Source organism: Vibrio profundum (assembly GCF_050337555.1).
GTDB lineage: Bacteria > Pseudomonadota > Gammaproteobacteria > Enterobacterales > Vibrionaceae > Vibrio > Vibrio profundum.
Window position 1 is genome coordinate 1 of sequence record NZ_JAKJTA010000001.1, and the last position, 8205, is coordinate 8205.

An 8205-nucleotide genomic window follows, 5' to 3' on the forward strand; every position below is an offset into this window, starting at 1 on the left:
TTACTGGAAGGTCATGAAGACGCCTTCGAATATAGTGATCGACGGTACAGGGTGTTTGCGTTCCAGGCTCTTTGACCTTAAAACGCTTGTCTCTACGACAACGAACGATGACTGACTGGGAATCATCGCCTATTGAAAGTGACTCTACACACTGTCCTTTAAAGCGAAACAAAGTAGAAGATAAGGAAGGCATATTATCCACATGATTTATAAGATAAATGAGCATTCTAAGTTAACGTAATAATCATGCTGTTATGAAGTAATCAAGCTCAGGAAACCGGAGAAGAGCCCTAGAAGTAATCCGAATATTGGACCTCCCGCGCCTTTTAAATGAGTCGAGATTCTGCGAATACTGCGCACGATACGTTAGCTATACTGATTTAGTTAATTCCCAGAAATTGGACGCGATCGATGATACTGCAAAATATTCATGGGCTCTGGCTATGCGATTTGAAGGTCGAGTTTTGTACTCAAAAGTGACTGGAGCTACCCACAAAGAAGCTGTTTGAGCGATTTGTTATTGATAGAGGGAGAGGCACTGTTGCTTTAATCTTACTGAGTGTTCCATAACGCGACTGCTCTTTCATAATGTTGTCGTATAAAGGGAGCTTACCCGACTCCTTTAGGGGGCTATACCTTTTAAAGCCTAACGAATGTTGTAGGGCGTTGTTGAACAAATCAGGTTGAAGACAGATCTTACCTACGCTTAGCTTCCGTTAGTGTCTAACAGGCATACCTAGTCCTATGACTTTGTTCATGGCTTTGACATTAGCGAGTGCCTCACCGACTTGAGCGTTGTAATGCCTTAAGCTCAATTGACCGCTAGTGAGTCCTTTGTATCGAGACATGGCCGTCTCAGACAGGGAGCGGTCATGGTAATCAGAGTCGATTTTCCATTGGGTTAACGTGTCATTTTTTAACGCTTTAACCGCTTCGTTTCTTGGGTGCCCATCATCCCAAAAGGCCGCATTTTTACGTGGGGGTATTAATGGCGTTATCCCTTTTTGTTGCAACACGTTATGGCACTCCTTTGTGTCGTACGCTCCGTCACCCGATACCGCCTGCACCTTTCTTCGAAGAGGGTTGAGGAGTGTGGGCAACACTTCACTGTCTCCGACATTAACGAGGCTGACTTCAGCGCTGATGACTTCATGGGTATCCACATCAACAGCGAGGTGTAATTTACGCCAAGTTCTCCGCTTTTCATTGCCATGCTTTTTAACTTTCCACTCCCCCTCACCAAACACCTTAAGGCCTGTAGAATCAATCGCGATATGACGAATACTGCCACGAGATTTATTGCGGTACTGAACCTGAACTGTCTTGGAGCGCTTGCTAATGCAAGTGTAATCAGGAGAAGTGAGCGGCACATCCATCAGCTTAAAGATCGAATCGATGAAGCCTTGAAGAGCACGAAGCGGGAGAGAGAAGATACCTTTTATCATTAGGGCGGTTTCAATCGCCGTGTCGGTGTATTGAAACCCTCGACCTCTCTTGCCGTGATGGGTCATACATTTCCAGGCTTTCACCGCTGAATCGTCAATCCAAAAAGTAACCCCGCCACGCTGACAGAGTGCTTGGTTGTATGCTCTCCAGTTCGTGATTTTAGCTTTCGACTTACCCATTTTTGTATCCCAACAATCATTCTCAAAAGATCAGATCGTAAGGATGGAAAAAGGTTCAATCGATTTGGGCAACAACGCCCCCTTGACCCGTTTTACGCATACTTGAAGATTGCCTTAGTTTGGCCAAACTAGAATCTATGCCTGCCCATCAGAGTGATCAACTAAACAGCTTCGGGGCAGAATCAAGCTAGTCATTCTGCTTCCTCGATTTTGAACAATGTAAGCTAGGTTTGAGGTGACTCCAGTGAACTACAAACCAGAGCCAATGGCCCATCCATCATTTCGTTTTTGATCAAACTCATATCATGGCAACAACTGATGGAAAATGCGAAACCGTGTAAGTAATCGGTCAGTAAGTCTAAGCCATCTTTTTCCACTTTTTCGTGCAAAGTTATAGGGGCTACAATAGTTTTATAACGTGCAGCAAAGACCTGAGCAGGACCGTGTGATTTCATGCTCAGCATGGTTTCCAGGAGTCCATTGTACTCGCGTAACAACTCAATATAGCTGATACATAAACACTTTAACTCACCTTGCCAGTCCTCACTTTCTTGAGGCATATAAATTTCCGACATAAGCGATGTGGTAATCGCTTCTAGCAAAGCATTCTTATTTTTGAAGTAGTGATAAATCGCCATAGGATCTACGTTTAATTGCATAGCTAATGAACGGATGCTAGGGACCTTTCCGTCGTTTTTCATCAAGCATTTAGTAGATTCTAGGATGCTCTCAGCACTTAACTGTGACCGATTCCCTACTGGTCGTCCGCGTTTCTTTTCATTGACAGCCATTTGTTCTTCTCGATATACTTAATTTTATTCTACACTGTAGAATTTATTTTAAACCATATTGTGGCTTGTCTCAACCACTACCGATTTGAAGAGGTACTCATGGCAAATATTATATTTATTGCAACCAGTCTGGACGGTTACATTGCGGATAAACAAGGCAAAATTGACTGGCTCCACTCGGTACCAAATCCAGATAATATCGATAATGGCTTCTTCTCTTTAATGGAGCGAATTGACGGCTTGGTGATGGGACGTAATACTCTCGATATAGTACTGAGTTTTGAGTGCGATTGGCCTTACACAAAGCCAGTATTCGTGTTGAGTAACACAATGACGAAAGTGCCGCAAGGTTATGAAGATAAAATATGCTTAGTCAAAGGTGAATTGAAAGACATTATAGCGGAGCTAAATGATAAGGGACTAAATGATCTCTACATCGACGGCGGTGTGACAATTCAAAACTTCCTCAAAGAAGATCTAATCGATGAAATGGTGATCACTCGTTTCCCTATCTTACTTGGCGGGGGCGCACCTTTGTTTGGTGAACTAAATCAGCCACTGAACTTCAAAGTTACCAAGAATGAGGTGGTACTAGAAACCTTGGTTCAAACTACTTACGAGCGAGAGAAATAATTTCGCCGTCTATTTGGGTCATGACGCCAAGTGGTTGAGTTAGTGTATAGTCTTTCTCTTTTACATGGATTGAATGATGGCTACTGTTGAAGTGACATGTCGTTTTTATTCTCATACTAACCCTGTTATGAAACATGGGCGGAACCCAAAGGTATCCAGCGATACCGTTGCTTGGAATGTAAACGAAACTTCCTTCTCAATTACGCTTATGAAGCCTGTAAACCCGGCGTAAAGGAAAAGAATCAACGTTGGTTGTGGTACGCATGGGAGCCAAGGTTCAAACGCATCGGCGCGCTTGCATTTGGAAAGCGGAACACGGAAGCTTTTCATCATCTGATGAGCTTGCTGTCTCCTTTACCATTAACTTTTTCTGCACGGATGACTTCCGTGTGTACTCCTCGAACTTACCCGCTGCGAAGCATATTGTTGTTAAAAGATATACTCAGCGTATTGAGCGAACCAATCTTACTTTGCGGACACGTTTAAAACGATTGGTAAGGAAGACTATCGGGTTCTCAAAATCAGAATCCATGCACGATAAAGTGATTTGTACCTTTATTGAGCGAGAATATTATCGCTAGTTCAACCGACCAATTCGGCTAGCTTAAGCAGTGCTTCCATCGCACAAATGTTCTCAGAATCTATTCCATCACTTTTCTTCATAACAGCATGATTACCTCATCTAGTTGACACAATATCGGTATACGAAAAATACAACATTGGTCATCACAATAACTCCCCACAATTCAGAATATAGTTGCCACCCAATACAGCTTTTTCTAATTGACGGCTTTGAGAGTGCACATGTACACCATTCAAACGAGGAAATTCAAACTGGCAAAAAAATGAGCGCTTCAACAAAGCCACAGATGGCAGTTCATTATTATAAGGGATTTACCCGAGAGTGCATCTATGCGCGTATATAACTTAAAAATAAGTTTGACTCCCTTCAAGAACTAGGAGGGACAGAGTGGATACTTGCGAGTTTATCTATGCATGACTGTTTTGCCTCATCATAATCGGAAAAAAATTGAAACGGCTGTAAATTGTTGAATCCTTGTTCGACAGAAAACTTCTGTAACTTTTTTGAAAACACCATAGAAATATATATACAGCCATGCTTCATCATCCATTCTGCGTTCTCATTATTTTTATCCCACGCGTCCAATGAACTGATCCCCCACTCACGCATATCAGACAAAATGACCCAAGGTAGTTTACCTTTATCTGGGGAGGAAAGAACGTGATGTTTCATATCATCAAACCAAGCATTAGCCGCAGATTCATTGGTAGCGCCTGTAAACCTACAATGGAGGCAATGGTTCTCAAAACTCATGTCCCAGACGCCGTGGATGTTGCGTTGCTTCATAATTCGTTGTCCGTGATTGTGGGACTCCACTTAGTATAGACCTTGACCTGAGTTGAAAGGAACTAATTGGGCTCCGTTGCAAAGTTTCTCTAACAGCGGCGTTTCATACCCCAAAATTGCTTAGATCTACAACGTGATGGTAAGAGCCTGAATTAAGTTTGACCAACTTGAAGTTATCCCAATCCTTTACGACAACGAGCGTAAGTTCAGTATTTCACAGGGCCGCCTTCAAAGCCCTATGAACTATACTCGAAGTGGTTATGTTAATTTCAATCTACGGTTGGAACAATGAGCTCACATCAAAGGGAACCTACGCCTTTCTATTTGGGAAGGTTTGGAAACTCCGTACCTATTATGTTGGCGTTGGCTGTCCTTACTTTCAGCTTCCCACAGGACTCTGAAGGAAAAGCACTTCGAATTGCAACTATAGATCTTGCTCCTTCTGGGTATCAAGAAAATGGAGAAATTAAAGGGATCTCTTATGAGTTCAGTAATCTTATTGCGGAAAAAGCAGGGCTTAGTTACACCAATGTACTAAAGCCTTATAGTCGAGTCGTTCACGAGCTTAAAACGGGAAAGTCTGACATGTCTATATTGATATATCATGAGAGCTTCAATACGGCTACCTTATTAAAGCTTTTGACACTAGAAACAATCATTATCGGCAGGAAAGGTCATGATATTAAGAGGTTATCGGAGTTGAACGGAAAGACAGTTGGGATTGTTAGAGGCACAAAATTTACAGAGATTACTGATACTAATAATATGGTTTTGTTAAATGTAAAAAGTTACCAGCACGGTATTCGTATGCTGGATAAGGGGAGAATAACAGCCTTAATTGCTCTTAAAGGCTCTCTTTACTTCGTCATTAAAAATCTAAATGTTGAAAAAAGTGAGTTTGGGAAACCTTATGTAATTAGTGAACGGCCCGTTTTTTTGCAAGTATCTCAATCCTTCAGGGATACGGATAAAATCTATGCGCTTGAGTCCGCAGCTAAACAACTGGTAAAAGATGGAACTTTTCAAAGAGTAATGGATAAATACGTCCCCGGCTTTCTGGATTCATCACTGAAGTGAGAAACTTATATAGTTTCTCTGGTACTCACAAATCGGTCACCTAATTGATGAATTCCGTTTGTATTTTGGGTCGTGACGCCAAGTAGTTGAGTTAGTGTATAATCTTTCTTTTTCCACGGATTGAATGATGGCTACCATTAACGTGAAATGTCGTTTTTGTTCTCAAACTGACCCTGTCAAAAAGCACGGACGGAACCCGAGAGGTATCCAGCGATACCGTTGTTTAGAATGTAAACGAAACTTCCTTCTCGATTACGCTTATGAAGCCTGTAAACCCGGCGTAAAGGAAAAGATCGTCGATATGGCCATGAATCGCGCGGGCCTTCGAGACACAGGGCGAGTGCTGAAGGTCGGCTACAACCCTGTTTTGCGCACTCTAAAAAACGCCAACCAAGGCAAGTGACCACGATCCCGTTTGATGCCGCGAATATTGAACTGATTTGCGAAGTCGACGAGCAATGGTCGTTTGTCGGAAATAAAAAGAATCAACGTTGGTTGTGGTACGCATGGGAGCCAAGGTTCAAACGCATTGTCGCCCATGCATTCGGAAAACGGAACAGCCAAGCATTCAAACGCCTCCAAAGCTTGCTGACTCCCTTTACCATCAATTTCTTCTGTACGGATGACTTCAGTGTTTACTCAGCAAACTTACCACGCGAAAAACACATTGTGGGCAAACGCTACACACAGAGAATCGAGTGGACCAATCTCACAAAATTTATTTTGATTATGACGAAGCCTATCAGGCCCGCTTAGACACGCTCGCTCAACGAAAATAACCATACTACCTCTTCCCAAGAGTGCTCAAATCAATTCTATACTTATGAACCGTGGTGTGTGTTAACAGGGAGATGCGAATATGCTGGAGAAGAATATTCACGGGACTTGGGAGCTTCGCTTCGAAAATCGCATTGTCATCTCAAAAGTCCATGGTGCTACCAATCAAGAAGCAAGCCAGGCTTGGTTGCAAGACGTAAAAAACTTGGTGGAATCATCCAATGAAGGACTGAGCGTTCCTTGGGCGCTGTTGCAAGATATGAGTGACTGGGGCATCGCCACGCTGGATATGTGGGAGAGAGTCAATAAGAACGTCGACTGGATGCTACACCACAACTGCTCTCTGGTAACCATCGTATTTACCAAACAGATACAGAAATTCGCATTTGACAAAGGCATCACTAATCAAAGCATTGTTAGGTTTTCCTTCGACTACGATGAAGCCTACCAAACCTGCCTTAAAGCCCTGCAAGAAGATACTAAAGACTAGGCCATTGCGCACCTCCACAATTAATTTCGAGCTGAGTGAATTACAAAAATACTTGAAGGTTAGCTTGGAGAGCTTAGGTATGCATTGGCATCCATCCTAGTTGAAAAGATGTCTATGAATCACACACCAAACTCGGATAAGTTCAGGGGCTCTTCTCCGGTTTCCTGAGCTTGATTACTTCATAACAGCATGATTATTACGTTAACTTAGAATGCTCATTTATCTTATAAATCATGTGGATAATATGCCTTCCTTATCTTCTACTTTGTTTCGCTTTAAAGGACAGTGTGTAGAGTCACTTTCAATAGGCGATGATTCCCAGTCAGTCATCGTTCGTTGTCGTAGAGACAAGCGTTTTAAGGTCAAAGAGCCTGGAACGCAAACACCCTGTACCGTCGATCACTATATTCGAAGGCGTCTTCATGACCTTCCAGTAAGTGGGCGGCCTTGCACAGTGGAAATTGAGTTAGCTCTGACGAAAGACAAAGAAGGAAGAAGGCTCGTAGAGTCAACGGAGTATGTCGCCAAAGGAGGTCGTTATACCTCCCGGTTCTGCCAATTTATCAGCGGGTTATGCCGGCACATGAGTATTCACGCTGTCTCTGAACATTTAGGTATTCGCTGGGAAACGGTCAGGAATATTGACCGAGAATATTTACGTGCTAGCTTACCTGCTCTTGAGCCTAAAGAGCTGAGTGACCTAGTTCATATCGGCGTTGATGAAGTGGCTCGCGCCAAGAGGCATGATTATATGACGGTTGTTTATGATCTTACTTCTGGCCACCTAATATGGGTAGAACATGGCCGAAGAATGGATGTGCTTGTTTCGTTTTTCGAGGAACTCCCTGCGGCCACACGAGATGGAATACAAGCCGTTTCTATGGATATGGGGCAAGCTTATCAATCGGCAGTGCGGAAGATGCTGCCGAATGCGGATATCGTATTCGATCGATTCCATGTGATGCAAAACTACTGCCTTCTTATCAAAAAAGAGCGAGCAAAAGCCTTTCAAAAAGGGACCTATGAGGAAAAAAGAATGCTCAAAGGCTCCCTCTTTCTTCTCCTCAAAAATGCTCACAAATTAGATGACAAGCAGTCAGACAGGCTTGATGAACTACTGGAGAGTAACAAAACGCTTTGTGTCATTTATATGATGAAAGAGCAGCTGCAAGCTATATGGGGTGAGAGCTGTTATGCCACCATGACACAAGCACTCAAAGGATGGTGTCGTCTAGCGAAATCAACACGAGTTCTCTCCCTATGTAACTTTGCTGATGCTTTATGGGATAGAAGAGTCGGTATCTGTAACTATGCAAAATATAAGCTAACGAATGCTCGGGTTGAAGCTGGGAATGTTTCTATAGGTTTACTCAGAAGAAGAGCCCGAGGCATCAGAGATATAGATTACTTCAAACTGAAGATCAGACAAACATCCGTACCTGA

General features: G+C 42.9%; 7 protein-coding genes and 3 pseudogenes. 6 read left to right on the forward strand and 4 right to left on the reverse strand.

The genetic code is table 11. From position 1 onward, the window contains the following. The 3 genes and pseudogenes from L4C34_RS00005 to L4C34_RS00015 form a co-directional block, all read right to left on the reverse strand. A pseudogene (locus L4C34_RS00005) lies at positions 1–193 on the reverse strand (ISL3 family transposase); the annotation flags it as partial. Positions 194–716: 523 nt separating this feature from the next. After that, the gene (locus L4C34_RS00010; RefSeq protein ID WP_428787302.1) at positions 717–1625 is read right to left on the reverse strand and encodes an IS5 family transposase; all 909 of its coding nucleotides are present in this window, start codon (positions 1623–1625) and stop codon (positions 717–719) included. A gap of 224 nt (positions 1626–1849) precedes the next feature. Further along, complete coding sequence (locus L4C34_RS00015) at positions 1850–2416, reverse strand: TetR/AcrR family transcriptional regulator (protein ID WP_428787303.1); 567 nt, start codon at positions 2414–2416, stop codon at positions 1850–1852. Positions 2417–2515: 99 nt separating this feature from the next. Here L4C34_RS00015 and L4C34_RS00020 point away from each other — a divergent pair, with 99 nt between their 5' ends. Beyond that, positions 2516–3049, forward strand: coding sequence for a dihydrofolate reductase family protein (locus L4C34_RS00020; protein ID WP_428787304.1), 534 nt, complete (start codon positions 2516–2518; stop codon positions 3047–3049). Between the two features lie 76 nt (positions 3050–3125). Next, a pseudogene (locus L4C34_RS00025) lies at positions 3126–3630 on the forward strand (IS1 family transposase). A gap of 368 nt (positions 3631–3998) precedes the next feature. Here L4C34_RS00025 and L4C34_RS00030 read toward each other — a convergent pair. Continuing rightward, positions 3999–4418: a hypothetical protein gene (locus tag L4C34_RS00030; protein WP_428787305.1), complete on the reverse strand. Its 420-nt coding sequence runs from the start codon at positions 4416–4418 to the stop codon at positions 3999–4001. Between the two features lie 288 nt (positions 4419–4706). Here L4C34_RS00030 and L4C34_RS00035 point away from each other — a divergent pair, with 288 nt between their 5' ends. The 4 genes and pseudogenes from L4C34_RS00035 to L4C34_RS00050 all read left to right on the forward strand — a co-directional run. Next, positions 4707–5495, forward strand: a complete 789-nt coding sequence (locus L4C34_RS00035; RefSeq protein WP_428787306.1) for a substrate-binding periplasmic protein — start codon at positions 4707–4709, stop codon at positions 5493–5495. 127 nt (positions 5496–5622) lie between these two features. Beyond that, positions 5623–6209: pseudogene (locus tag L4C34_RS00040) on the forward strand (IS1 family transposase); the annotation flags it as partial. 145 nt (positions 6210–6354) lie between these two features. Next, on the forward strand, positions 6355–6762 hold the full coding sequence (locus L4C34_RS00045; protein ID WP_428787307.1) for a hypothetical protein: 408 nt from the start codon (positions 6355–6357) through the stop codon (positions 6760–6762). A 244-nt stretch (positions 6763–7006) separates the two neighbouring features. Beyond that, on the forward strand, positions 7007–8205 hold a 1199-nt coding region (locus L4C34_RS00050; protein WP_428787308.1), incomplete at its 3' end, for an ISL3 family transposase.